The 23068-nt window shown below is 63.5% G+C and carries 22 protein-coding genes; 18 read left to right on the forward strand and 4 right to left on the reverse strand.

The window, feature by feature from the left end; genetic code table 11:
• Nucleotides 1-3: 3 nt before the first annotated feature.
• On the reverse strand, nt 4-1284 hold the full coding sequence (gene gltA, locus CFE50_RS10745; protein WP_027596956.1) for a citrate synthase: 1281 nt from the start codon (nt 1282-1284) through the stop codon (nt 4-6).
• A gap of 347 nt (nt 1285-1631) precedes the next feature.
• On the opposite strand from gltA, the gene sdhC reads away from it, so the two are divergent.
• The 10 genes from sdhC (at nt 1632) to brnQ (ending at nt 14456) form a co-directional block, all read left to right on the forward strand.
• Nucleotides 1632-2018: a succinate dehydrogenase, cytochrome b556 subunit gene (gene sdhC / locus CFE50_RS10750; RefSeq protein ID WP_026083585.1), complete on the forward strand. Its 387-nt coding sequence runs from the start codon at nt 1632-1634 to the stop codon at nt 2016-2018.
• Nucleotides 2012-2380, forward strand: coding sequence for a succinate dehydrogenase, hydrophobic membrane anchor protein (gene sdhD, locus CFE50_RS10755; RefSeq protein ID WP_027596955.1), 369 nt, complete (start codon nt 2012-2014; stop codon nt 2378-2380). Before sdhC ends, sdhD begins: the two co-directional genes overlap by 7 nt.
• 3 nt (nt 2381-2383) lie before the next feature.
• Nucleotides 2384-4156, forward strand: a complete 1773-nt coding sequence (gene sdhA / locus CFE50_RS10760) for a succinate dehydrogenase flavoprotein subunit (RefSeq protein ID WP_027602679.1) — start codon at nt 2384-2386, stop codon at nt 4154-4156.
• Nucleotides 4157-4167: 11 nt separating this feature from the next.
• Complete coding sequence (locus tag CFE50_RS10765) at nt 4168-4872, forward strand: succinate dehydrogenase iron-sulfur subunit (RefSeq protein WP_007159253.1); 705 nt, start codon at nt 4168-4170, stop codon at nt 4870-4872.
• 185 nt (nt 4873-5057) lie between these two features.
• On the forward strand, nt 5058-7889 hold the full coding sequence (locus CFE50_RS10770; RefSeq protein ID WP_286733407.1) for a 2-oxoglutarate dehydrogenase E1 component: 2832 nt from the start codon (nt 5058-5060) through the stop codon (nt 7887-7889).
• A 42-nt stretch (nt 7890-7931) separates the two neighbouring features.
• Nucleotides 7932-9152 (forward strand): 2-oxoglutarate dehydrogenase complex dihydrolipoyllysine-residue succinyltransferase, encoded by a 1221-nt coding sequence (gene odhB / locus CFE50_RS10775; protein ID WP_007159251.1) that lies wholly within the window; start codon nt 7932-7934, stop codon nt 9150-9152.
• 80 nt (nt 9153-9232) lie between these two features.
• Nucleotides 9233-10669 (forward strand): dihydrolipoyl dehydrogenase, encoded by a 1437-nt coding sequence (lpdA, locus tag CFE50_RS10780; protein ID WP_286733411.1) that lies wholly within the window; start codon nt 9233-9235, stop codon nt 10667-10669.
• Between the two features lie 184 nt (nt 10670-10853).
• Complete coding sequence (gene sucC, locus CFE50_RS10785) at nt 10854-12020, forward strand: ADP-forming succinate--CoA ligase subunit beta (RefSeq protein ID WP_007159249.1); 1167 nt, start codon at nt 10854-10856, stop codon at nt 12018-12020.
• Complete coding sequence (gene sucD / locus CFE50_RS10790; RefSeq protein WP_027596951.1) at nt 12020-12907, forward strand: succinate--CoA ligase subunit alpha; 888 nt, start codon at nt 12020-12022, stop codon at nt 12905-12907. The genes sucC and sucD overlap by 1 nt, the downstream gene beginning before the upstream one ends.
• A gap of 205 nt (nt 12908-13112) precedes the next feature.
• Nucleotides 13113-14456 (forward strand): branched-chain amino acid transport system II carrier protein, encoded by a 1344-nt coding sequence (gene brnQ / locus CFE50_RS10795; protein WP_286733415.1) that lies wholly within the window; start codon nt 13113-13115, stop codon nt 14454-14456.
• A 55-nt stretch (nt 14457-14511) separates the two neighbouring features.
• Here the strand turns inward: brnQ and CFE50_RS10800 are convergent, their stop codons facing one another.
• A complete protein-coding gene (locus CFE50_RS10800; RefSeq protein WP_027596949.1) occupies nt 14512-14793 on the reverse strand; it encodes a hypothetical protein in 282 nt (93 codons plus the stop codon).
• Nucleotides 14794-14993: 200 nt separating this feature from the next.
• Here CFE50_RS10800 and htpG point away from each other — a divergent pair, with 200 nt between their 5' ends.
• Together htpG and CFE50_RS10810 are read left to right on the forward strand one after the other, a co-directional pair.
• Nucleotides 14994-16898, forward strand: a complete 1905-nt coding sequence (gene htpG / locus CFE50_RS10805; protein ID WP_027596948.1) for a molecular chaperone HtpG — start codon at nt 14994-14996, stop codon at nt 16896-16898.
• A gap of 55 nt (nt 16899-16953) precedes the next feature.
• On the forward strand, nt 16954-17691 hold the full coding sequence (locus CFE50_RS10810) for a dienelactone hydrolase family protein (protein WP_286733419.1): 738 nt from the start codon (nt 16954-16956) through the stop codon (nt 17689-17691).
• A 47-nt stretch (nt 17692-17738) separates the two neighbouring features.
• Here the strand turns inward: CFE50_RS10810 and CFE50_RS10815 are convergent, their stop codons facing one another.
• Together CFE50_RS10815 and CFE50_RS10820 are read right to left on the reverse strand one after the other, a co-directional pair.
• Nucleotides 17739-18239, reverse strand: coding sequence for a SprT family zinc-dependent metalloprotease (locus tag CFE50_RS10815; protein ID WP_255211827.1), 501 nt, complete (start codon nt 18237-18239; stop codon nt 17739-17741).
• A 31-nt stretch (nt 18240-18270) separates the two neighbouring features.
• Nucleotides 18271-18879 carry a DNA-J related domain-containing protein gene (locus CFE50_RS10820; RefSeq protein WP_144945968.1) on the reverse strand — a complete coding sequence of 203 codons (609 nt, stop codon included), beginning with the start codon at nt 18877-18879 and terminating at the stop codon, nt 18271-18273.
• 97 nt (nt 18880-18976) lie between these two features.
• On the opposite strand from CFE50_RS10820, the gene ttcA reads away from it, so the two are divergent.
• The 6 genes from ttcA (at nt 18977) to CFE50_RS10850 (ending at nt 22976) form a co-directional block, all read left to right on the forward strand.
• Nucleotides 18977-19801 (forward strand): tRNA 2-thiocytidine(32) synthetase TtcA, encoded by an 825-nt coding sequence (gene ttcA, locus CFE50_RS10825; RefSeq protein WP_027602682.1) that lies wholly within the window; start codon nt 18977-18979, stop codon nt 19799-19801.
• Nucleotides 19801-20472, forward strand: coding sequence for a DNA-3-methyladenine glycosylase I (locus CFE50_RS10830; RefSeq protein WP_286733421.1), 672 nt, complete (start codon nt 19801-19803; stop codon nt 20470-20472). Before ttcA ends, CFE50_RS10830 begins: the two co-directional genes overlap by 1 nt.
• A complete protein-coding gene (locus CFE50_RS10835; protein WP_241808123.1) occupies nt 20469-21233 on the forward strand; it encodes an SIR2 family NAD-dependent protein deacylase in 765 nt (254 codons plus the stop codon). The genes CFE50_RS10830 and CFE50_RS10835 overlap by 4 nt, the downstream gene beginning before the upstream one ends.
• 96 nt (nt 21234-21329) lie before the next feature.
• Nucleotides 21330-21968 carry a C40 family peptidase gene (locus tag CFE50_RS10840; protein WP_081875203.1) on the forward strand — a complete coding sequence of 213 codons (639 nt, stop codon included), beginning with the start codon at nt 21330-21332 and terminating at the stop codon, nt 21966-21968.
• 96 nt (nt 21969-22064) lie between these two features.
• Nucleotides 22065-22601, forward strand: coding sequence for a C40 family peptidase (locus CFE50_RS10845; RefSeq protein WP_286733425.1), 537 nt, complete (start codon nt 22065-22067; stop codon nt 22599-22601).
• Between the two features lie 54 nt (nt 22602-22655).
• Nucleotides 22656-22976: a hypothetical protein gene (locus CFE50_RS10850; protein WP_007159236.1), complete on the forward strand. Its 321-nt coding sequence runs from the start codon at nt 22656-22658 to the stop codon at nt 22974-22976.
• The last annotated feature ends 92 nt before the right edge of the window (nt 22977-23068 follow it).

Genomic DNA, 23068 nt, shown 5'->3' on the forward strand with positions numbered 1-23068 from the left:
CGATCAGCCGCGATCGTCCGGGATGTCGCGCTGGGCGACGCCGGTGTACAGCTGACGCGGCCGGCCGATCTTGTAGGGACCGGACAGCATTTCCTGCCAGTGCGAGATCCAGCCGACGGTCCGCGCCATGGCGAAGATCACGGTGAACATGCTGGTCGGAATGCCGATCGCCTTGAGGATGATGCCGGAATAGAAGTCCACGTTCGGATAGAGGTTGCGCTCGACGAAGTAGGGGTCCTTGCGGGCCAGTTCTTCCAGGCGCATGGCCAGTTCCAGTTGCGGATCGTTGATGCCGAGCTCGGCCAGGACTTCGTCGCAGGTCTGCTTCATCACAGTGGCGCGCGGATCGAAGTTCTTGTAGACGCGATGGCCGAAGCCCATGAGCTTGAACGGATCGTTCTTGTCCTTGGCCTTGGCCACGAACTTGTCGATGTTGGCGACATCGCCGATTTCGTCCAGCATCTTCAGTACGGCTTCGTTGGCACCCCCGTGCGCCGGACCCCAGAGGGCGGCGATGCCGGCGGCGATACAGGCGAAGGGGTTCGCACCGGAAGAGCCGGCCAGGCGGACGGTGGAAGTGGAGGCGTTCTGCTCATGGTCGGCATGCAGGATGAAGATGCGATCCATGGCGCGGGCCAGCACCGGGCTGATGGGTTTCTCCTCGCACGGGGTATTGAACATCATGTGCAGGAAGTTTTCCGAGTATCCCAGGTTGTTGCGGGGATACATCATCGGCTGACCCATGGAGTACTTGTGCACCATGGCTGCCAGAGTCGGCATCTTGGCGATCAGGCGCATCGCCGAAATCTCGCGGTGCTGCGGATCGGTGATGTCCAGGGAGTCGTGGTAGAAGGCCGACAGGGCGCCGACCACGCCGCACATGATGGCCATGGGGTGCGCATCGCGACGGAAGCCGTTGAAGAAGTTCTTCAACTGCTCGTGAACCATGGTGTGGTTCTTGATGGTGTCCACGAACTGCGCCTTCTCTTGCGCGTTCGGCAATTCACCCTTGAGCAACAGGTAACAGGTCTCGAGGTAGTCGGATTTCTCCGCCAATTGCTCGATCGGGTAGCCGCGGTGCAGCAGGATGCCCTTGTCACCATCGATGTAGGTGATCTTGGACTCGCACGAGGCGGTGGACATGAAGCCCGGGTCGAAGGTGAACACACCAGTGGAGGTGAGGTTGCGAACATCGATCACGTCCGGGCCAAGGGTGCCGGACATAACGGGCAGGTCAACCGGATCCGCTCCCGAGATGATCAACTGCGCTTTCTTGTCAGCCATTAGGCCTCCTTATTTTGCTTTGAAATCATCAATAAACCCTCCACTCAGGGCCTCGCCCACTATAGAGGGATAAATTTGAAAGTCAATTTACGAAAATATCACCCTAAAGGCTCTTTCTGAGCGGATTGTGCGGCGAAAAGACATTAACACGCAGGCTTCTGAATATCAGCTGGCGACGTCGGAATCGGGCATCCGCGTTTGTCATGAGTAGGCTAACTGTCTATAATTCTCGCCCGACCGTACCGGGTCGGCGAGCTGATGCCGAGCGGTCGAGACGCCTCCGACAGGAAGCGTGTAGCAGATGTGGAATCTCCTATAACTAGCCCGACCGCAATTGGGCCCTCAGTGTGAAAGAAGCCGTGAATAGCAAACGACCTGTAAACCTAGATCTCAGGACCATCAAACTACCTATCACAGCTTATACCTCGATTCTTCACCGTATCTCCGGCGTCATCCTCTTCCTCGGCATCGCAGTCATGCTCTATGGCCTGCACCTGTCGCTGGGTAGCCCGGAAGGCTTCGGCCAAGTGAAAGCTTTTCTGGCCTATCCGCTGGTCAAGCTCGTGATCTGGGGTCTGCTGTCTGCATTGCTCTACCACCTGGTCGCCGGCATTCGGCACCTGATCATGGATGGTGGCGCCGGCGAAACCCTGCAGGGCGGCAAGCTGGGTGCGCAGCTCGTGCTGGTCATTTCCGCAGTTCTGATCATTCTGGCAGGGGTTTGGGTATGGTAACCAACGTCACCAATCTTTCGCGTTCCGGTCTCTATGACTGGATGGCTCAACGGGTCTCGGCAGTCGTCCTCGCGGTCTACTTCCTCTTTATCATCGGCTACCTGATCCTTCACCCAGGGCTCACCTTCGAGCAATGGCACGGCCTGTTCTCCCACACCCTGATGCGCATCTTCAGCCTGCTGGCGCTGGTGTCCATCTGCGTTCATGCCTGGGTTGGTATGTGGACCATCTCCACCGACTACCTGACCACCATGGCGATCGGCAAGGGTGCTACCGCCGTGCGTTTCCTCTTCCAGGCGGTATGCGGGTTCGCGATGTTCGCGTTCTTCGTCTGGGGCGTGCAGATCTTCTGGGGTGTTTGATCTATGTCCACAATTCGTCATATTTCGTTTGATGCCATCATCGTAGGTGGCGGCGGTGCCGGTATGCGCGCTGCGCTGCAACTGGCCCAGTCCGGTCACAAGACCGCGGTGATCACCAAGGTCTTCCCGACCCGTTCCCACACCGTGTCCGCCCAGGGCGGCATCACCTGCGCCATCGCCTCGGCCGACCCGAACGACGACTGGCGCTGGCACATGTACGACACCGTCAAGGGGTCGGACTACATCGGTGACCAGGACGCCATCGAATACATGTGCTCCGTAGGCCCGGAAGCGGTCTTCGAACTCGAGCACATGGGTCTGCCGTTCTCGCGCACCGAGCAGGGCCGCATCTATCAGCGTCCCTTCGGCGGTCAGTCCAAGGACTACGGCAAGGGCGGCCAGGCCGCGCGTACCTGTGCCGCGGCCGACCGTACCGGTCACGCCCTGCTGCATACCCTCTATCAGGGCAACCTGAAGAACAACACGGTGTTCCTCAACGAGTGGTACGCCGTGGATCTGGTGAAGAACCAGGACGGCGTCGTGGTCGGCGTCATCGCCATCTGCATCGAGACCGGCGAGACCGTCTACGTCAAGTCCAAGGCCACCGTGCTGGCCACCGGCGGTGCGGGTCGTATCTATGCCTCCACCACCAACGCCCTGATCAACACCGGTGACGGTGTCGGCATGGCGCTGCGCGCCGGCGTGCCGGTGCAGGACATCGAGATGTGGCAGTTCCACCCCACCGGCATCGCCGGCGCCGGGGTACTGGTCACCGAGGGTTGCCGCGGTGAGGGTGGCTACCTGATCAACAAGCACGGCGAACGCTTCATGGAGCGCTATGCGCCCAACGCCAAGGACCTGGCCGGCCGCGACGTGGTCGCCCGTTCCATGGTCAAGGAAGTGCTGGCCGGCAACGGTTGCGGTCCGGACGGCGACCACGTGCTGCTGAAGCTGGACCACCTGGGTGAAGACGTGCTGCACAGCCGTCTGCCCGGCATCTGCGAACTGTCCAAGACCTTCGCCCACGTCGATCCGGTCGTCGCACCGGTGCCCGTGATCCCCACCTGCCACTATATGATGGGCGGCATCGCCACCAACATTCATGGCCAGGCCATCACTCAGGACGCCAACGGCAACGACAAGATCATCGAAGGCCTGTTCGCCGTGGGCGAAGTGGCCTGCGTGTCCGTGCACGGTGCCAACCGTCTGGGTGGCAACTCGCTGCTGGACCTGGTGGTCTTCGGGCGTGCGGCCGGTCTGCACCTGGAGAAGGCGCTCAAGGAAGGCATCGAGCACCGCGGTGCTTCCGAAAGCGACCTGGAAGCCTCGCTGCAGCGCCTGTCCGGCGTCAACGAGCGCACCACCGGTGACGACGTCGCCAGCCTGCGCAAGCAACTGCAGACCTGCATGCAGAACTACTTCGGGGTGTTCCGCACCGGCGAGTACATGCAGAAGGGCATCGCCGAGCTCGCCGACCTGCGCGAGCGCATCGCCAAGGTCAAGATCAACGACAAGAGCCAGGGCTTCAACACCGCCCGTATTGAGGCGCTCGAGTTGCAGAACCTGCTGGAAGTGGCCGAAGCGACCGCCATCGCCGCCGAAAACCGCAAGGAGTCCCGTGGTGCTCACGCCCGTGAAGACTTCGAAGAGCGTGACGACGAGAACTGGCTGTGCCACACCCTCTATTTCCCCGGTGAAAAGCGGGTCAGCAAGCGTGGAGTCAACTTCGCGCCCAAGACCGTACCGATGTTCGAACCCAAGGTTCGGACTTACTAAAGGTGACCACCATGTTGAAAGTCAGCGTTTATCGTTACAACCCGGATCAGGACGGCCTGCCGTCCATGCAGGAGTTCCAGGTCGATACCGGTGGGAAGGACCTCATGGTGCTGGACGTCCTGGCTCTGATCAAAGAGCAGGATGAAGGCTTCTCCTACCGTCGTTCCTGCCGCGAAGGCGTGTGCGGTTCCGACGGCATGAACATCAACGGCAAGAACGGCCTGGCGTGCATCACGCCGCTGTCGGCCGTGGTCAAGAACGACAAGCTGGTCGTGCGCCCGCTGCCCGGCCTGCCGGTCATCCGTGACCTGGTCGTCGACATGAGCATCTTCTACAAGCAGTACGAGAAGGTGAAGCCGTTCCTGCAGAACGAGACTCCGGCCCCGGCCATCGAGCGCCTGCAGAGCCCGGAAGACCGCGAGAAGATCGACGGTCTGTACGAGTGCATTCTCTGCGCCTGCTGCTCGACGTCCTGCCCGTCCTTCTGGTGGAACCCCGACAAGTTCCTTGGCCCCGCTGCGCTGCTGCAGGCCTATCGCTTCCTGGCCGACAGCCGTGACACCAAGACCCAGGAGCGCCTCGCCGCCATGGACGATCCGTTCAGCGTGTTCCGCTGCCGGTCGATCATGAACTGCGTGGCGGTCTGTCCCAAGGGGCTGAACCCGACCAAGGCCATCGGCCATGTGCGGGCGATGCTGCTGCAGAGCGGTACCTGATCCACGTCCCGCCCGGCCTGTTGTGCCGGGCGGGTTCGTTAGCGACCTTGATAGCTTGATTCAACCAATGTCCATTCAGGGATACCCGGAACACGATCCGGGCATTGGCGCAGCCGTAGTGAGGCCAGGTCTCGCGTCGAGACGGGTCATCGGCTGATGCTATCTCTGCCGAAGGGGTGAACTAGATGCACGAAAGTCAGATGCAGCAACTGTGGGACAGCGCTCACCTGTCCGGCAGTAATGCTGCCTATGTGGAAGAGCTCTATGAGCTGTTTCTGCACGATGCCAACGCTGTGCCGGAAGAGTGGCGCACCTACTTCCAGAAGCTGCCTGCGGTCACTGGCAATTCGCCGGACGTCGCGCATTCCGCGATCCGCGACCATTTCGTGCTGTTGGGCAAGAACCAGCGGCGAGCTCAACCGGTCTCGGCCGGTACCGTCAGTTCCGAACACGAGAAGAAGCAGGTCGAAGTCCTGCGTCTGATCCAGGCGTTCCGTCTGCAGGGCCATCAGGCTGCCCAGCTCGACCCTCTGGGTCTGTGGAAGCGTCAGCCGCCTGCCGATCTGCTGCTCAACCACTATGGGTTGACCGACGCCGATCTGGATACCACCTTCCGTACCGGTGAATTGTTCATCGGCAAAGAGGAAGCAACTCTCCGCGAAATCAGGGATGCGCTGCAAGAGACATATTGCCGCACGGTCGGTGCGGAGTTCATGCACATCGTCGATTCCGAGGAGCGCCGCTGGTTCCTGCAGCGCCTGGAAAGCGTCCGTGGCCGCCCGCAGTATTCGCCGGAAGTCCGCACCCATCTGCTGGAGCGCCTGACCGCCGCCGAGGGCCTGGAAAAATACCTGGGCACCAAGTACCCGGGCACCAAGCGTTTTGGTCTGGAAGGGGGCGAGAGCCTGATTCCGCTGATCGACGAGATCATCCAGCGTTCCGGTTCCTATGGCGTCAAGGAGCTGGTGATCGGCATGGCCCACCGTGGCCGCCTGAACGTGCTGGTCAACACCCTGGGCAAGAACCCGCGCGATCTGTTCGACGAGTTCGAAGGCAAGAAGCTGGTCGAGCTGGGCTCCGGTGACGTCAAGTACCACCAGGGCTTCTCCTCCAACGTCATGACCCAGGGCGGCGAAGTCCACCTGGCCCTGGCGTTCAACCCCTCGCACCTGGAGATCGTCTCTCCGGTGGTGGAAGGTTCGGTCCGTGCCCGCCAGGATCGCCGCGGCGATCGCACCGGCGACAAGGTCGTGCCGGTCGCCATCCACGGCGATGCCGCCTTCGCGGGCCAGGGCGTGGTCATGGAAACCTTCCAGATGTCGCAGACCCGGGCCTACAAGACCGGCGGTACCCTGCACATCGTCATCAACAACCAGGTGGGCTTCACCACCAACCGCCAGGAAGATGCGCGCTCCACCGAGTACGCCACCGACGTCGCCAAGATGATCCAGGCGCCGATCTTCCACGTGAACGGCGACGATCCCGAGGCGGTGCTGTTCGTCACCCAACTGGCGGTCGACTACCGCATGCAGTTCAAGCGTGACATCGTCATCGACCTGGTGTGCTACCGCCGCCGTGGCCACAACGAGGCCGACGAGCCGAGCGGCACCCAGCCGCTGATGTACCAGCAGATCGCCAAGCAGCGCACCACCCGCGATCTCTATGCGGATGCCCTGACTCAGGCTGGCGTCGTTACCGCCGAGCAGGTCCAGGCGCAGTTCGAAGCCTATCGCGGCGCCCTCGACGAGGGTCGTCACGTGGTGGCCAGCCTGGTCAAGGAACCCAATCGCGACCTGTTCGTCGACTGGAAACCCTACTTGGGCCATGCCTGGACCGCGCGTCACGACACCGGCTTCGACCTCAAGACCCTGCAGGACCTGGCCAACAAGCTGCTGCAGATTCCGGAAGGGGTCGTGGTCCAGCGTCAGGTCGGCAAGATCCTCGAGGATCGGCAGAAGATGACCGCCGGCGGCCTGCCGCTGAACTGGGGCTTCGCCGAGACCATGGCCTACGCCACCCTGCTGCACGAAGGCCATCCGATCCGCATCACCGGTCAGGACGTCGGTCGTGGCACCTTCTCGCACCGTCACGCGGTGCTGCACAACCAGAAGGACGCCGTCCCCTACGTGCCCCTGCAACACCTGGCCGAGGATCAGCCGTCGTTCGAGATCTACGACTCCTTCCTTTCCGAGGAAGCGGTGCTGGGCTTCGAATACGGCTATGCCACCACCACGCCCAATGCGCTGGTGGTCTGGGAAGCCCAGTTCGGTGACTTCGCCAACGGTGCCCAGGTCGTCATCGACCAGTTCATCACCAGCGGCGAGATCAAGTGGGGTCGTCTCTGCGGCCTGACCATGCTGCTGCCCCATGGCTACGAAGGCCAGGGTCCGGAGCACTCCTCGGCCCGTCTGGAGCGTTATTTGCAGCTGTGCGCCGAGCAGAACATCCAGGTCTGCGTACCCACCACGCCGGCACAGATCTACCACCTGCTGCGTCGCCAGGTGATCCGCCCGCTGCGCAAGCCGCTGGTAGTGCTCACGCCCAAGTCGCTGCTGCGCCACAAGCTGGCCATCTCGACCCTGGAAGACCTGGCCCATGGCTCCTTCCAGGCCGTGATCAACGAACTGGATCAGCTCGATGCCCAGCAGGTGAAGCGCCTGGTGCTGTGCAGCGGCAAGGTCTATTACGACCTGCTGGAAAAGCGCCGCAGCGAGAATCGCCAGGACATCGCCATCGTGCGTCTGGAGCAGCTCTATCCGTTCCCGGAAGACGACCTGGCCGAGGTACTGGCCGGCTATCCGAACCTCGAGCGCGTTGTCTGGTGCCAGGAAGAGCCGATGAACCAGGGCGCCTGGTACTGCAGCCAGCATCACATGCGCCGCGCCGTGTCCGGTTACAAGCAGGGCCTGGGTCTGGAATACGCCGGTCGCGATGCGTCCGCCGCGCCGGCCTGCGGCTATGCCTCCATGCACGCCGAGCAGCAGGAAAAACTGCTGCAAGATGCGTTCTCCGTTTGATTCGCCACGCGACTACTAGAGATCACTAAGGAAATTCATAGAATGGCTATCGAGATCAAAGCCCCTACCTTCCCGGAATCGGTCGCTGACGGCACCGTCGCCACCTGGCACAAGAAGCCCGGCGAAGCGGTCAAGCGTGACGAACTGCTGGTCGACATCGAGACCGACAAGGTCGTGCTGGAAGTCGTGGCACCTGCCGATGGCGTGCTGGCCGAAATCCTGAAGAACGAAGGCGATACCGTGCTGAGCGAAGAAGTCATCGCTCGCGTGGAAGAGGGCGCCGCTGCCGCCGCCGCTCCGGCTGCCCAGCCGGCCGCTGCCAGCGCTCCCGCCGCCGCCCCGGCTGCCGGTGGTGAAGAGGATCCGATCCTGGCCCCCGCCGCGCGCAAGATCGCCGAAGAGAACGGTATCGACCCGGCTACCCTGGTCGGCACCGGCAAGGGCGGTCGCATCACCAAGGAAGACGCCGTCGCCGCCGTCGAGGCCAAGAAGTCCGGCGCCGCCGCTCCGGCTGCCAAGCCCGCTGCCGCTGCCGCTCCGGTGGTGACCGCCGCTGGCGACCGCACCGAGAAGCGCGTGCCCATGACCCGCCTGCGGGCCAAGGTCGCCGAGCGCCTGGTCGAAGCCCAGTCCAGCATGGCCATGCTGACGACCTTCAACGAGGTCAACATGAAGCCGATCATGGACCTGCGCTCCAAGTACAAGGACATGTTCGAGAAGAAGCACAACGGCGTGCGCCTGGGCTTCATGTCCTTCTTCGTCAAGGCCGCTACCGAGGCGCTCAAGCGTCAGCCGGGCGTCAACGCCTCCATCGACGGCAACGACATCGTCTACCACGGCTATCAGGACATCGGCGTGGCCGTATCCAGCGACCGTGGCCTGGTGGTTCCGGTGCTGCGCAACGCCGAGTTCATGAGCCTGGCGGAAGTGGAAGGCACCATCGCCGACTTCGGCAAGAAGGCCAAGGCCGGCAAGCTGACCATGGAAGACATGCAGGGCGGCACCTTCACCATCTCCAACGGTGGTGTCTTCGGTTCGCTGCTGTCCACTCCCATCGTCAACCCGCCGCAGACCGCGATCCTGGGCATGCACAAGATCCAGGAACGCCCCATGGCGGTGAACGGCCAGGTAGTGATCCTGCCGATGATGTATCTTGCGCTGTCCTACGACCATCGCCTGATCGATGGCAAGGAAGCCGTGACCTTCCTGGTCACCATGAAGGACCTGCTGGAAGACCCGGCTCGTCTGCTGCTGGACATCTGATCCGGCTCTCGCGGTGCGGGGCAGGGGCCGCGCACCGCTTCAAGTTTTCCTGCCTGAAGCTGCTCCAAGGGGATTAGTGTATGAGCGACAAATTCGACGTAGTGGTGATCGGCGCCGGCCCTGGTGGCTACGTGGCCGCCATCCGCGCCGCGCAGCTCGGTCTGAAGACGGCCTGTGTCGAGCGCTACAAGGGCAAGGAAGGCAAGGTCGCCCTGGGTGGCACCTGCCTGAACGTGGGTTGCATTCCCTCCAAGGCGCTGCTGGACAGCTCCTACAAGTACCACGAGGCCCACGAGGGCTTTAAGGTCCACGGCATCGACGCGCCGAACGTCACCATCGACGTGCCCACCATGATCGGCCGCAAGGACCAGATCGTGAAGAACCTCACCGGCGGCGTGGCCACCCTGTTCAAGGCGAACGGCGTGACCCTGCTGGAAGGCAACGGCAAGCTGCTGTCCGGCAAGAAGGTCGAAGTCACCGGTCTGGACGGCAACGTCCAGGTGGTCGAGGCCGAGAACGTCATCCTGGCGTCCGGCTCGCGTCCCATCGACATCCCGCCGGCTCCGGTGGACCAGAAGGTCATCGTCGATTCCACCGGCGCCCTGGAATTCCAGAGCGTGCCCAAGCGTCTGGGCGTGATCGGTGCCGGCGTCATCGGTCTGGAACTGGGTTCGGTCTGGGCCCGCCTGGGCGCCGAAGTCACCGTGCTGGAAGCCCTGGACAAGTTCCTGGTCGCCGCCGATGAGCAGGTGTCCAAGGAAGCCTACAAGATCCTCTCCAAGCAGGGTCTGAACATCCGCATGGGTGCGCGCGTGACCGGTTCCCGGGTCAACGGCGAAGAAGTCACCGTGCACTACACCGAAGCCGGTGAAGAAAAGCAGATCACCTTCGATCGTCTGATCGTCGCCGTGGGCCGTCGTCCGGTCACCACCGACCTGCTGGCCTCCGACAGCGGCGTGGAAAGCGACGAGCGTGGCTACATCTACGTCGACGACCATTGCGCCACCAGCGTGCCGGGCGTGTTCGCCATCGGTGACTGCGTCCGCGGTCTGATGCTGGCCCACAAGGCCTCGGAAGAGGGCGTGATGGTCGCCGAGCGCATCGCCGGCCACAAGGCCCAGATGAACTACGATCTGGTCCCCTCGGTGATCTACACCCACCCGGAAATCGCGTGGGTCGGCAAGACCGAGCAGGCCCTGAAGGCCGAAGGCGTCGAAGTCAACGTCGGCACCTTCCCCTTCGCGGTCAGCGGTCGTGCCCTGGCGGCCAACGACACCGCCGGCTTCGTCAAGGTCGTGGCCGATGCCAAGACCGATCGCGTCCTGGGCGTCCATGTGGTCGGCCCGAGCGCGGCGGAGCTGGTGCAGCAAGGCGCCATCGCCATGGAATTCGGCACCAGCGCCGAAGACCTGGGCATGATGGTGTTCTCGCACCCGACGCTGTCCGAGGCGCTGCACGAAGCGGCCCTGGCGGTGAACGGTCATGCGATCCACGCAGTGAATCGCAAGAAGCGGTAAGAGATTTACGGAACCACGGGGTCGCCGACCGCCGTGGAGCTCCAGGGCTCCACCGCAGGAAGGCACCTCGGACCCTTGCGAGGGCAGGGGTCACAGGTGGCGCGGTGCCCGCGACCGTCCGGAGGACGGCACGGATAACGCACAGCGTCTAATGCGCAATACCCAACGAAGACGGTAGACAAGCATGAATCTCCACGAGTATCAGGGTAAGCAGCTGTTCGCTGAATACGGCCTGCCCGTTTCCAAAGGCTACGCTGTCGACACCCCCCAGGAGGCCTACGAGGCTTGCGGCCGTATCGGCGGCGACGAGTGGGTCGTCAAGGCCCAGGTACATGCCGGTGGCCGTGGTAAGGCCGGTGGCGTGAAGCTGGTCAAGAGCAAGGAAGAAGCCAAGGAATTCGCCGCCAAGTGGCTGGGCCAGCGTCTGGTGACCTACCAGACCGACGCCAACGGTCAGCCGGTCAGCAAGATCCTGGTCGAATCCTGCACCGACATCGACAAGGAGCTCTATCTGGGCGCCGTGGTCGATCGTTCCAGCCGCCGCATCGTGTTCATGGCGTCCACCGAAGGTGGCGTGGACATCGAGAAGGTCGCTCACGACACTCCGGAAAAGATTCTCAAGGCCACCATCGATCCGCTGGTGGGCGCTCAGCCCTACCAGGGTCGCGACCTGGCCTTCCAGTTGGGCCTGAAAGGTGACCAGATCAAGCAGTTCACCCAGATCTTCGTCGGTCTGGCCAAGCTGTTCCAGGACTACGACCTGGCCCTGCTGGAAGTGAACCCGCTGGTGATCAAGAAGGACGGCAACCTGCACTGCCTGGATGCCAAGATCAACATCGACAGCAACGCCATCTACCGTCAGCCCAAGCTGCGCGCCTTCCACGACCCGTCGCAGGACGACGCCCGTGAAGCCCATGCGCAGAAGTGGGAACTGAACTACGTGGCCCTGGAAGGCAGCATCGGCTGCATGGTCAACGGTGCCGGTCTGGCCATGGGTACCATGGACATTGTCAACCTGCACGGCGGCAAGCCGGCCAACTTCCTGGACGTCGGCGGCGGCGCGACCAAAGAGCGCGTGACCGAAGCGTTCAAGATCATCCTGTCCGACAGCAACGTGAAGGCCGTTCTGGTGAACATCTTCGGCGGCATCGTGCGCTGCGACATGATCGCCGAAGGCATCATCGGTGCCGTGAAGGAAGTCGGCGTGAAGGTGCCGGTCGTGGTTCGCCTGGAAGGCAACAACGCCGAACTCGGTGCCAAGGTCCTGGCCGAAAGCGGCCTGAACATCATCGCGGCAACCAGCCTGACCGACGCTGCCCAGCAGGTCGTCAAGGCCGCGGAGGGTAAGTAATGAGCGTCCTGATCAACAAAGACACCAAGGTCATCTGCCAGGGCTTCACCGGTAGCCAGGGTACCTTCCACTCCGAACAGGCCATCGCCTACGGCACCCAGATGGTCGGCGGCGTGACCCCCGGCAAGGGCGGCTCCACCCACCTCGGCCTGCCGGTGTTCAACACCGTCAAGGAAGCCGTAGAAGCCACCGGCGCCGATGCTTCGGTGATCTACGTTCCGGCTCCCTTCTGCAAGGACTCCATCCTGGAAGCGGCCTTCGGCGGCATCAAGCTGATCGTCTGCATCACCGAGGGTATCCCCACCCTCGACATGCTGGATGCCAAGGTGAAGTGCGACGAGCTGGGCGTACGCCTGATCGGCCCGAACTGCCCCGGCGTCATCACCCCCGGCGAGTGCAAGATCGGCATCATGCCCGGTCACATCCACCTGCCGGGCAAGGTCGGTATCGTGTCGCGTTCCGGCACCCTGACCTATGAAGCCGTGAAGCAGACCACCGACGCCGGCTTCGGCCAGTCCACCTGCGTGGGCATCGGCGGCGACCCCATCCCGGGCTCGAACTTCATCGATATCCTGAAGCTGTTCCAGGAAGATCCGCAGACCGAAGCCATCGTGATGATCGGCGAGATCGGCGGTAGCGCTGAAGAAGAGGCCGCGGCCTTCATCAAGGCCAACGTGACCAAGCCGGTGGTGTCCTACATCGCCGGTGTCACCGCACCGCCCGGCAAGCGCATGGGCCACGCCGGCGCCATCATCTCCGGCGGCAAGGGCACTGCGGACGAGAAATTCGCCGCCCTGCAGGACGCTGGTGTGAAGACCGTGCGTTCCCTGGCCGACATCGGCAAGGCCCTGGCCGAGCTGACCGGTTGGGAAGTCAAGAAGGCCTGAGCCTGACTGACTGCAGAAAAGGCCGCCTTCGGGCGGCCTTTTTCATGGGCGCCGCCATGACGCCTCATCAGCTGCCGGCTGCCTTTTCGCCGGTAATTCGTTAGGATGGCAACCTTCCGCTCCAACGGCCACGCCGTGGCCCCACCAAGACCTGCTCCCATGAGGGCGGGCTGCCTCGTTTTCCTCATTGCTGGTACTGCCTTCCATGAAAGCTTTGCAAAGCCGGGATGTCCTGGCCCTTGGATTCATGACGTTCGCGTTGTTCGTCGGCGCGGGCAACATCATCTTTCCCCCGATCGTCGGCCTGCAGGCCGGCGAGCACGTCTGGAGCGCCGCCCTGGGCTTCCTGCTGACCGCGGTCGGCCTACCGGTGCTGACGCTGATCGCCCTGGCGCGAGTCGGCGGCGGCATGGACGCCCTGAGCAAGCCGCTCGGCCAGACCGCCGCGCGCACCCTGGCCATCGTCTGCTATCTGTCGGTGGGTCCGCTGTTCGCCACGCCGCGTACCGCCACGGTGTCCTTCGAGGTCGGCGTCGCGCCACTGCTGGGCAATGGCCCGATCCCGCTGTTCCTCTACAGCCTGGCCTACTTCCTGGTGGTGCTGGTGGTCTCGCTCTATCCGGGACGCCTGCTCGACACCGTGGGCCGTTTTCTCGGTCCGCTGAAGATCCTGGCGCTGGCGGTACTGGGCGGTGCGGCGCTGTTCTGGCCGGCGGGCGGACCTGTCACGGCGGCGCCGGACTACGCCTCGCGGGCGTTGTCCCAGGGCTTCGTCAACGGCTACCTGACCATGGATACCCTGGGTGCCCTGGTGTTCGGCATCGTCATCGTCAACGCCATTCGCGCCCGGGGCGTGACCGCGCCGCAGCTGCTGACGCGCTACACCATCATCGCCGGCCTGATCGCCGGCGTCGGGCTGGTGCTGGTCTACCTGAGTCTGTTCCAGCTCGGCGCCGGCAGCGGGGTGCTGGTGCCCCATGCCAGCAATGGCGCCGAGGTGCTGCATGCCTATGTGCAGCATACCTTCGGCAGCGTCGGCAGCGACTTCCTGGCGGTACTGATCACCCTGGCCTGTCTGGTCACGGCGGTGGGCCTGACCTGCGCCTGCGCGGAATTCTTCAGTGAATTCCTGCCGTTCAGCTATCGCAGTCTGGTGGTCCTGCTGGCGGCCTTCTCGCTGCTGGTGTCCAACCTGGGGTTGACGCAGCTGATCCAGATCTCGGTGCCGATCCTCACCGCCATCTATCCGCCCTGCATTGCCCTGGTGGTGCTGAGCTTCTTTACCGCCCGCTGGGCGGCGCCCGGGCGCATCCTCGGCCCGGTGCTGCTGGTGGCCCTGGCCTTCGGTATCCTCGATGGCCTGCAGGCCGCGCACCTGACGGTGCCCTACCTGAGTGGTGCCGTGCAGTGGCTGCCGCTGGCTGACTCGGGGCTGGGCTGGCTGTTGCCGGCCGTAGTGGTGGGGCTCGTCGCCCTGGCCCTAGAAAGTGTGAGACGTGGCGGGCGCGCGCCCGAGGCTGAAGCCGAGCCGGATCCCTCGCGCTTCTGAATCAGTCGCCCATAAAAAAGCCCGCAACAGCGGGCTTTTTTCATATCCGATCGGCTTACGGCTTGGGCTGGGTAGCCGGCGCGGTGCCGTTGGTGGTGCCAGTGGCCGGGCTGACCGAAGTGGCTTCGCCTTTGGATTGCTCCTTGGCAGCTTCGTTGGCAGCTTCGTTGCGCTGCTCGGCAGCCTTGTTGCTCTGCTCAGCGGCTTTGTTCAGGTTTTCCTGGGCTTTCTGTTCGGTCTTGGCAGCATCCTGAGCCTTGTTTTCGGAAGGCTTGTCACAGGCGGCGAGGCCGAAGGCGGCAGTGAAGAGCAGGGCGATGGCGAAGGGCTTTTTCATGTGTTTTCTCCTTATGAACTACACGACAGCTGTTCGAGCGCACCGTTAAAAGTTAAGTTCCGCGTCTAGCCCGAGCATCGCGCAAATTCCTACCTGCATCGCGAACCGAGCGCGCCAAGGTTGAAATGTCACCGCGCGCCCCCATCTCCGCGACATCGCCAGGCATCTGGTGCGTACCTATCGATAGCGGAGTTCGTAGCATGAGTGTGGAGACTCAAAAGGAAACCCTAGGCTTCCAGACCGAAGTGAAGCAGCTGCTTCACCTGATGATTCACTCGCTGTATTCCAACAAGGAAATCTTCCTGCGCGAATTGATTTCCAACGCCTCCGACGCGGCCGACAAGCTCAGATTCGAGGCCCTGTCCAAGCCCGAACTGCTCGAAGGCGGGGATACGCTGAAGATTCGCCTGAGCTTCGACAAGGAGGCCGGCACGGTCACCCTCGAAGACAACGGCATCGGCATGAGCCGCGAAGAGGTGATCGCTCATCTCGGCACCATCGCCAAGTCCGGCACCGCCGATTTCCTGAAGAATCTCAGCGGTGACCAGAAGAAGGATTCCAACCTCATCGGTCAATTCGGCGTGGGCTTCTATTCGGCCTTCATCGTCGCCGACCAGGTGGATGTCTACACCCGTCGCGCCGGCCAGCCGGCCGCCGAGGGCGTGCACTGGTCGTCCAAGGGGGAAGGGGAGTTCGAGGTCGCGACCATCGACAAGCCCGAGCGCGGTACCCGCATCGTGCTGCACCTCAAGCCCGAGGAAATCGAATTCGCCGATGGCTGGCGCCTGCGCAACGTGGTCAAGAAGTATTCCGACCACATCGGCCTGCCCATCGAGCTGCCGAAGGAGCAGCAGGGTGGCGAGGACGAGCAGCCGGCCGCAGCCGAGTGGGAAACCGTCAACCGCGCCAGCGCGCTCTGGACCCGTCCGCGTACCGAACTCAAGGACGAGGACTACCAGGAGTTCTACAAGCACGTCGGCCATGATTTCGAGAATCCCCTGACCTGGAGCCACAACAAGGTCGAGGGCAAGCTCGAATACACCTCGCTGCTGTACGTGCCGGCCCGCGCGCCCTTCGATCTGTACCAGCGCGAAGCGCCCAAGGGCCTCAAGCTCTATGTGCAGCGCGTCTTCATCATGGACCAGGCCGACCAGTTCCTGCCGCTGTACCTGAGATTCATCAAGGGTGTGGTGGATTCCAACGACCTGTCGCTCAACGTCTCCCGCGAGATCCTGCAGAAGGATCCGGTGATCGACTCCATGAAGTCGGCGCTGACCAAGCGCGTGCTGGACATGCTGGAGAAGCTGGCCAAGAGCGAGCCGGAGAAGTACCAGTCGTTCTGGGGCCACTTCGGCCAGGTGCTCAAGGAAGGTCCGGCGGAAGACTTCGCCAACCGCGAGAAGATCGCCGGCCTGCTGCGCTTCGCCTCGACCCACAACGGCGACGATGCCCAGAACGTGTCCCTGGCCGACTACATCGGCCGGATGAAGGAAGGTCAGGACAAGATCTACTACCTGACCGGCGAGAGCCACGCGCAGATCAAGAACAGCCCGCACCTGGAAGTCTTCCGCAAGAAGGGTGTCGAGGTGCTGCTGCTGACCGATCGCATCGACGAGTGGCTGATGAGCTATCTCACCGAATTCGACGGCAAGCATTTCGTCGACGTCGCCCGTGGCGATCTGGATCTCGGCAAGCTGGACAGCGAAGAAGACAAGCAGGCCCAGGAAGAGGTCGCCAAGACCAAGGAAGGCCTGGTCGAGCGCCTCAAGCAGGCCCTGGAGGCCCAGGTCAGCGAAGTCCGCGTCTCCCATCGCCTGACCGATTCGCCGGCGATCCTGGCCATCGGCGAGCAGGACCTCGGCTTGCAGATGCGCCGGATCCTGGAAGCCAGCGGCCAGAAGGCCCCGGATTCCAAGCCGATCTTCGAGATCAATCCGCAGCACCCGCTGATCGAGAAACTCGATGGCGAGCCTGACGAGGACCGCTTCGCCGACCTGTCGCACATCCTGTTCGATCAGGCAGCGCTGGCCGCGGGCGACAGCCTCAAGGATCCCGCCGCCTATGTCCGCCGGTTAAACAAACTGCTGGTGGAATTGTCCGCTTAACAACGAAGAAGCCCGCCTCGGCGGGCTTCTTTCTATCCACCTTCTGGAGGACCCCATGGTCGAAGTCACTGTAAAACCCGTCGCCTACGAAATCGATGGCCAACCGTTCGAGAGCCAGCTGGTGTATGCCACCAGCGGCAATCCCACCCGCCCGGGCGTGCTCCTGGCGCCCAACTGGATGGGGGTGTCCCATGGCGCCGTCGAGCAGGCCAAGGGCCTGGCCGAGGCCGACGGCCTGGCCTACCTGGTGGTGGATTTCTATGGTCGCAACGTGCGTCCGCAGAATGCCGACGAAGCCCTGGCGGCCATGACGCCGATCCGCGGCGATCGTGCGTTGCTGCGCCAGCGCATGCAGGCGGCCTATGCGGCCCTGATCGCCCAGGCCGAGACGGCGGCGGTGGATGTCCATCAGATCGCCGCCATCGGCTTCTGCTTTGGTGGCTGCGCGGCGCTTGAACTGGCCCGTGACGGCGCGGCGCTGAGCGCCGTGGTGACCTTCCACGCCAATCTGGATACGCCCAACCCGGCTGATGCCGCCCGGATCACCGGCCCGGTGCTGGTGCTGCACGGCGCCTCCGATCCGCTGGTGCCGGACGAGCAACTCACCGGTTTCCGCCAGGAGATGGATGCTGCCCAGGTGGACTGGCAACTGCTGAGCTATGGTGGCGCGGTGCATTCCTTCACCGATCCCGAAGCCAACAATCCGGGCAAGCAGCAGTACCACCCGGTGGTGGCCAAGCGCGCCTTCCTGGCGATGCACAACCTGTTCGACGAAGTCTTCGCCCAGGGCTGAGGGCTTCTGCAGCCTGCCTGCCGGAACCCGGATCGGAGCCGGCAGGATCAGCCGCGGATGACTTCCTGGGTGAAGTCCAGCGGACCGCGGCAGCGCCGGCACAGATAGCGCCGTCCCTTGCGCACCAGCGCGTGACGCTGGGCGGTGAATTCGAAGCGGCCGTCGGGGCAGTTGCAGCGATACAGGTACAGGGTGCGCGCCCGTTGCGGCAATTCGTAGGTATGGCAGCGATCCGGCGGCAGGCCATAGACCCCGCGCATGATCAGCTGCCACTCCTCGCCATGGGGGCGGATGCCGCCACCGAACAGCTGATGCGCCACTAGGTGCGCCACCTCGTGGGCGACGGTCTGCTCGAGGAAGTGGGCGCGATTTTCCTGATAGAGCTGCCGGTTGAATCTCAGCCGATTCTCGGTGAGATGGGCGACACCGGCGCGCTGGCCACGCAGGGCCAGGCTGACCTCGGGGCGAGGGAAGCGGCGTTTGAAGAAGGCCTCGGCCTGCCGATAGCAGTCTTCGACCCGGGCTGTGAGTTGTTCAGGCATGGGCAACCTCTGGCGAGGCGGGTGATTATGCCGAAGCTCATGCCTGCGCCCTAGCGTCCGCGGTCGGCTGGTGGCCGTAGTGCCGCCTCAGCGTATCCATGGCGGCATTGATGGCCTGCAGTCGGCCGGTGCTGCCACCGTGATCGGGGTGATGACGGCTGGCGAGCTGGCGATAGCGGCGGCGGATCTGGCCATAGTCCGCCGAGCGATCGAGTCCCAGCAGGCGCAGGGCCTCCAGCAGTTCGGACTCACCGTTGACCAGGGCCCAGAAGTGATTGAGCAGGTTGGCCACGTCTTCCGGAGTGGTGGTCTCCAGCTGGGTGACATCGAGGTAGTAGGCGCGTAGCGGATCGGCCACCACCAGCCCGGCACGGGCGCGCAGATAGGGGCGCAATTCGATGCGCAGGGCGCTGATGACCAGTTCGGCGCGTTGCTCGGCGCGGAGTTGATCGCGCAGCCGGTAGAGGGCGTTGAACACGCGAAAGTGCAGGCGGAAGAGTTCGTAGTTGTCGGTCACCGGGCGCGGTGGGATCAGCGGTGATCCCGCCCGGCGCAAGGCCTGCAGCAATTCGTACTCCGACAGGCTGGACTGGGCCCTGAGCAGTTCCTGGTGGAGCGCCGTCATGAGCGCCTGGGCTTCGCTCATGGCTGCCGGTCGCCATGGACTGACGTTTGGGGTAGGGCGGCGGACGCTTTGCGCGTAAAATGCCCGCCTTTCGTTTTTTCCTTTCGCGGATTCATCCATGGGCACCCTTTCGGTCAACCAGAACAAGCTGCAGAAACGCCTGCGCCGTCTTACCGGCGAAGCCATCGCCGACTACAACATGATCGAGGACGGCGACAAGGTCATGGTCTGCCTGTCCGGTGGCAAGGACAGCTACACCCTGCTCGACATGCTGCTCTACTTGCAGAAGGTCGCACCGATTCGCTTCGAGATCGTGGCGGTCAACCTCGACCAGAAGCAGCCGGGCTTTCCTGAACACGTTTTACCTCAGTACCTGAAGGAGCTGGGGGTCGAGTACCACATTCTGGAACGTGATACCTATTCCGTGGTGAAGGAAAAGATTCCCGAGGGCAAGACCACCTGTTCGCTGTGCTCGCGCCTGCGGCGGGGCATCCTCTACACCTTCGCCGACGAGATCGGCGCGACGAAGATGGCGCTCGGCCATCATCGCGACGACATGGTAGAAACCTTCTTCCTCAATTTGTTCCATGGCGGCACGCTCAAGGCCATGCCACCCAAGCTGCGCGCCGACGACGGGCGCAACGTGGTGATCCGACCGCTGGCCTATTGCAACGAGAAGGACATCGAGGCCTACGCCGTCCTGCGCGAATTCCCCATCATTCCCTGCAACCTCTGCGGCTCCCAGGAGAACCTGCAGCGCAAGGTGGTCAAGGAGATGCTGCTGGAGTGGGAGCGCAAGACGCCGGGGCGTACCGAGATCATGTTCCGCGCCCTGCAGAACGTGGTGCCCTCGCAACTGGCCGATCGCGAGCTGTTCGATTTCGCCAGTCTCAGGATCGATGACAGCGCCACGCCGCGTTTCGTCCAGGTGATGAATCTCTGATGCGGGACTACGCCTGGCTGCTCGAATACGCTCTCAATCGCTGCGGCTCCCGCGCGGCCCTGGAGGCGCGGCTGCCGCAACCGGTGGACGCCGCCAGCCTGGCGGCCGTGGGCGATGACCGCTATCTGTCGCTGCTGACCCGGCGCATCTTTCGCGCCGGACTCAAGCATAGCCTAGTGGACGCCAAGTGGCCGGCCTTCGAGGAGGTCTTCTTCGGCTTCGATCCGGAGAAGGTGGTGCTCATGGGCGGCGAGCGTCTGGAACGGCTGATGCAGGACGCCCGGCTGATCCGCCACCTGGGCAAGTTGCGCAGCGTGCCGATCAACGCCCAGATGGTGCTGGACTTCCAGCGCAGTCGCGGCAGCTTCGGCCAGTTGCTGGCCGACTGGCCGACCCAGGACATCGTCGGCCTCTGGGAGCTGCTGACCAAGCGTGGCAATCAGCTGGGTGGCCTGTCGGCGCAGCACTTCCTGCGCATGGCCGGCAAGGACACCTTTCTGGCGACCGACGACGTGGTGACGGCGCTAAAGGCGCAGAACATCCTCGACAAGGCGCCCACCGCCAAGCGCGATCGGCAGAAGATGCAGGAGGCCTTCAACCTCTGGCAGGAACAGAGCGGCCGCCCGCTCTGCCAGCTGTCGGTGATGCTGGCCCTGACGGTGAATCATTGACCGACGCCCTGGTGCGTGCCCAAGGCCTGCTGCAGCGGGCCGGTCGGGTGCTGTTCATCACCGGGGCGGGGCTGTCCGCCGATTCGGGACTGCCGACCTATCGGGGCCTGGGCGGGCTGTACAACGGCCTCACCGAAGAGGGCATCCCCATCGAGGCGGCGCTCTCGGGCAGCATGCTCCGGCAGCGTCCGGAGCTCTGCTGGCGCTACCTGGCGCAACTCGGCCGGGCCTGCGCTGCGGCCAGGCCCAATGCGGCGCACCAGGCGATCACCGACTTCGGTGTCAGTCACCCCGGCAGCTGGGTGCTGACGCAGAACATCGACGGCTTTCATCGGCAGGCAGGCTTTCCGCCAGAGCGGCTGATCGAGATCCATGGACAACTGGAGCCGCTCGCCTGCATGAGTTGCGCGCAGACGGTCGCGGATGCCCAAGATCACCTGGCCGGTCCGCTGCCGCCGCGCTGTCCCGCATGCGGCGGCATCCTGCGGCCACCGGTGGTGCTGTTCGAGGAAGCCCTGCCGGCCACTGAGCTGCAACGTCTGCAGGAGGCGATGGAGGAGGGCTTCGACCTGGTGATCGCCGTCGGCACCACGGCCGCCTTCGGCTATATTCAGGCGCCGATTGACCAGACCCTGGCGCAGGGTGGTGACCTCATCGAAATCAATCCGGACCGCTCGTCGCTGAGCGGCTTGGCGACCGTTCAGATCAAAAAAAGGGCCGTAGACGTCCTTCCTCGGCTTTTGAGTCACATCGAAGGCTAAAAAAACTTGCCATCTGTGATCCAGGTCGGCAAGGTGTCGATACTTTGAGAAAACGACACGGTCGTGCCCATGCCAAGGAAACGCTTCGCACCCCTCGTGCCCCTGTCTTTTGTCTGTCTGCTCGCCGCCTGTGCGAGTGCGCCGCAAAGTCCTGACATCGCCGTTGCCCCTGATCAGTCCTCTACCTCCCGGACCTTCCAGACCGCCTCGCTGCATGGTCTGGGTGGTGCTGGCAACGGTTCCGCCGCGGTGGAGACCGAGAGCGCTCAGCAACGTCCGGTCTTCCCCCATACCCAGTCGCCGCATCAACTGGATTGGGATCGCGAGGTCGGTCCGCGTCAGGCGCTGCCGAATCTGGCGGACCAGATCCTCAATCGTGCCACCCAGCTGGTGGGCACGCCCTATCGCCGCGGCGGCAGCACCCTGGCCGGTTTCGATTGCAGCGGTTTCGTCAATTACGTCTTTCGCGAGCGGGCCGGCATGACCCTGCCGCGTTCCACCCGCGAGATCATCGATCTCGAAGTACCGGTAGTCAGCAAGAACGATCTGGAACCTGGCGATCTGTTGCTGTTCAATAGCAACGGCCGTGGCCGGGTCAGTCACACCGGTATCTACATGGGCGAGGGCAAGTTCATCCATTCCTCCAGTCGCCGCAGTGGCGGGGTGCGGGTGGACAGCCTGGACGACCAGTACTGGAAGGTGAGTTTCCTGGAAGGCAAGCGCGTATTGCGCTGAGGCGTGTCGCCGCGATCTTCGCCGGTGCGCTTCGAGGACCCGTCGAGGCTGCGTGGCAGGCCGACGGTGATCGATGGATAACTAAGGATGTCTCCAATGCCGCATGCGGCTCGCCTCGGATTGTATTGCGCCTTCGTGCTGCTGACCGCCTGTGCCGGCAGGCCGCCCCAGGCACCCGCACCGGTCGCCCCGGTCGTTTCTCGCCCCCTGTTGGAAAGTCAGGCCCAGGCCGCCAACGATGTGCTCTTTCGGGCCATTGGCCTGGTCGGCACTCCCTATCGCTACGGCGGCAATACCCCGGCGGGTGGCTTCGATTGCAGCGGCCTGATCGGCTACGTCTATCGCGATGCGGCCGGGGTGACCCTGCCGCGTTCGACCCGCGAGATGATCACCCTCGGCTCGCCCAATGTGGCGCGCAATGCCCTGCAGCCCGGTGATCTGATCTTCTTCGCCACCGCCGGTGGACGTCAGGTCAGCCATGCCGGCATCTACGTCGGGGAAGGGCGCTTCGTCCATGCACCGCGCACTGGCGGGACGGTGCGCCTGGACAGCCTGGCCAAGCCCTATTGGCAGAACAGCTATCTGCAGGCCAAGCGCGTGCTGGTCACGCCGAGTCTCGCCGGCGGCTATTGAACCCCGTTCCGCCCGGGCCGCTCGAATAGGCATCCAGCCCGTGCGGAGCCCATCATGCCCCAGGCGATACGTCTGCCGCCCCAGCCGGCTCGTTGCGAGCTGTGTGGTAGGGCGGCGCCGCTCACCCGCCATCACCTGATCCCTCGCTCGCTGCACGACAAGGCCTACGTGCGCAAGAGATTCGACCGCGTCAGCCGGATCACCGCCACCCTCTGGGTCTGCCGACCCTGCCACAACCATATCCACCAGACCTTCGACGAAAAGACCCTGGCGCTGGAATACAACAGCCGCGAGTTGCTGCTCAGCGATGCACGCATTCGCCAGTTCGTCGACTGGCTGGCGGCCAAGCCCGATGGCTTCGTGCCCAAGCGTTGAGTAATACCACCCCTATAGTGCTTGGGCGTGGGAGGTCTTCCTTCCTGTCCTGAGTGCGGGTAATCAGAATCGGTGGTTGCTGGCGACTCACA

The sequence above is a fragment of the Pseudomonas sp. PGPPP4 genome (assembly GCF_002256045.1).
Taxonomy (GTDB): Bacteria; Pseudomonadota; Gammaproteobacteria; order Pseudomonadales; family Pseudomonadaceae; genus Chryseomonas; species Chryseomonas oryzihabitans.

What these genes read in the sequence shown, in the direction of transcription:
- CFE50_RS10810 (WP_286733419.1), top strand. Translation starts at nt 16,954, where the DNA reads ATGGTCGAAGTCACTGTAAAACCCGTCGCCTACGAAATCGATGGCCAA.
- brnQ (WP_286733415.1), top strand. Translation starts at nt 13,113, where the DNA reads ATGAAAGCTTTGCAAAGCCGGGATGTCCTGGCCCTTGGATTCATGACG.
- odhB (WP_007159251.1), top strand. Translation starts at nt 7,932, where the DNA reads ATGGCTATCGAGATCAAAGCCCCTACCTTCCCGGAATCGGTCGCTGAC.
- lpdA (WP_286733411.1), top strand. Translation starts at nt 9,233, where the DNA reads ATGAGCGACAAATTCGACGTAGTGGTGATCGGCGCCGGCCCTGGTGGC.
- CFE50_RS10800 (WP_027596949.1), bottom strand. Translation starts at nt 14,793, where the DNA reads ATGAAAAAGCCCTTCGCCATCGCCCTGCTCTTCACTGCCGCCTTCGGC.
- CFE50_RS10765 (WP_007159253.1), top strand. Translation starts at nt 4,168, where the DNA reads ATGTTGAAAGTCAGCGTTTATCGTTACAACCCGGATCAGGACGGCCTG.
- sdhA (WP_027602679.1), top strand. Translation starts at nt 2,384, where the DNA reads ATGTCCACAATTCGTCATATTTCGTTTGATGCCATCATCGTAGGTGGC.
- CFE50_RS10820 (WP_144945968.1), bottom strand. Translation starts at nt 18,879, where the DNA reads ATGAGCGAAGCCCAGGCGCTCATGACGGCGCTCCACCAGGAACTGCTC.
- CFE50_RS10770 (WP_286733407.1), top strand. Translation starts at nt 5,058, where the DNA reads ATGCACGAAAGTCAGATGCAGCAACTGTGGGACAGCGCTCACCTGTCC.
- CFE50_RS10830 (WP_286733421.1), top strand. Translation starts at nt 19,801, where the DNA reads ATGCGGGACTACGCCTGGCTGCTCGAATACGCTCTCAATCGCTGCGGC.
- CFE50_RS10845 (WP_286733425.1), top strand. Translation starts at nt 22,065, where the DNA reads ATGCCGCATGCGGCTCGCCTCGGATTGTATTGCGCCTTCGTGCTGCTG.
- sucD (WP_027596951.1), top strand. Translation starts at nt 12,020, where the DNA reads ATGAGCGTCCTGATCAACAAAGACACCAAGGTCATCTGCCAGGGCTTC.
- htpG (WP_027596948.1), top strand. Translation starts at nt 14,994, where the DNA reads ATGAGTGTGGAGACTCAAAAGGAAACCCTAGGCTTCCAGACCGAAGTG.
- CFE50_RS10850 (WP_007159236.1), top strand. Translation starts at nt 22,656, where the DNA reads ATGCCCCAGGCGATACGTCTGCCGCCCCAGCCGGCTCGTTGCGAGCTG.
- sucC (WP_007159249.1), top strand. Translation starts at nt 10,854, where the DNA reads ATGAATCTCCACGAGTATCAGGGTAAGCAGCTGTTCGCTGAATACGGC.
- gltA (WP_027596956.1), bottom strand. Translation starts at nt 1,284, where the DNA reads ATGGCTGACAAGAAAGCGCAGTTGATCATCTCGGGAGCGGATCCGGTT.
- sdhD (WP_027596955.1), top strand. Translation starts at nt 2,012, where the DNA reads ATGGTAACCAACGTCACCAATCTTTCGCGTTCCGGTCTCTATGACTGG.
- ttcA (WP_027602682.1), top strand. Translation starts at nt 18,977, where the DNA reads ATGGGCACCCTTTCGGTCAACCAGAACAAGCTGCAGAAACGCCTGCGC.